Annotated in this window: 2 protein-coding genes; both read right to left on the reverse strand. The window is 43.0% G+C overall.

Annotation, left to right across the window (positions count from 1 at the left end; genetic code table 11):
- Nucleotides 1-73: 73 nt before the first annotated feature.
- Complete coding sequence (locus tag CVN76_RS05630) at nucleotides 74-529, reverse strand: tripartite tricarboxylate transporter TctB family protein (protein WP_100530146.1); 456 nt, start codon at nucleotides 527-529, stop codon at nucleotides 74-76.
- 57 nt (nucleotides 530-586) lie between these two features.
- Nucleotides 587-1,275: Bug family tripartite tricarboxylate transporter substrate binding protein (locus tag CVN76_RS05635; RefSeq protein ID WP_100530570.1), on the reverse strand; the 689-nt coding region annotated here is incomplete at its 5' end.

Here is a 1,275-nt window from a genome sequence, read left to right on the forward strand (position 1 = left end):
TATACCAAGTAAGTGCCGTTTCGAAGCCATGTATTAAATAATCAAAAGTTCCCACTTCCTTTTCCCCCTTCTTTTAAGAAAACCAAATTGGCCAACCCGGCAGCGTTCCCTTTAAAACACTCACGAATAAAAAATAAATGATTCCGGAAAATCCTGCGGAAATGATGAGTGATGTCACCCACTTATTGCGTTCCATCGTTTGAAAGCAAACAAACAAAAACAGAAAGGTCGTAATGACATACCCTATCGTTTCCAAGGTCAAAATATAAATCAAGGTTGAGAGAAAAATGATGATGAACGGCTTATACTCCAGCTTTTCCTTACTCGAACTTTGTCTCTTGCCCCGATATGACTCATAGAACAGGCGAATGCTTAAAGCAGCAAGAACGAGCCCTAATACAAAGGGAAAAATATCCGGCCCTACCGAGCTTCCATAAGACGAACTGGCGAGCTTCCTGCTTCCGATCATGAACAGCAAGCCGACAGCCAGAAAGGCTACAGATGCAAAACGATCAAATTTAACGTCCATAACAATCCCTCCATTTCAGAAAATAAGAAGAAGGTGAACGCACCTCCTTCTTCGCGATTATTTTTCCATTCCTAAAGCTTCCAATAATTGCTGCACCTGTTTCTCCTGTTCTACTAAAAATTTGTTGAATTCTTCACTATTTTTATATTCTTGTTCCCAGCCTTGAACTTCCACTTCCTTTTTCCATTCAGAAGTTTCAACTAGCTTGGCAATGGTTCCGTCCCAATAGGTTTTTGCTTCTTCTGACATATTCTCAGGACCAAAGACGCCTCTCCAAATCGTGAATTCAGCATCAACCCCCTGTTCCTTTGCCGTCGGTATGTCCTTTAAATCTCCGCCCAAACGTTCGGTCGAGGTTACGGCCAGTACTCTAATCTTTCCTGCTTTTAAAAACTCCCTGACACTGGATGCATCCGTCCCGATTACATCTGCATTTCCGCCAAGCAATGCCGTAATCGCTTCTCCTCCCCCGTCGTACGATACGTATTTAAGCTTGGTTGGATCCAAGCCGGATTCATATGCCGGAAGAATCGAGATCAAATGATCCATCGATCCCGGAGCCGAACCTCCTGCAAACGTTAACTTACGGGGATTTTTCTTCACCGCTTCCAGCACTGATTTCAAATCCTTGAATTCAGAATCGGCTTTTACCACAATCGCCCCGTAATCTTTTGTCAGCTGCGCCAAAGGAGTCGTATTTTTGTATCCGTAAGGACTGTTGCCTTCTTTTTTAAGGTTATTGATTA

This window comes from Bacillus sp. mrc49 (assembly GCF_002803435.1).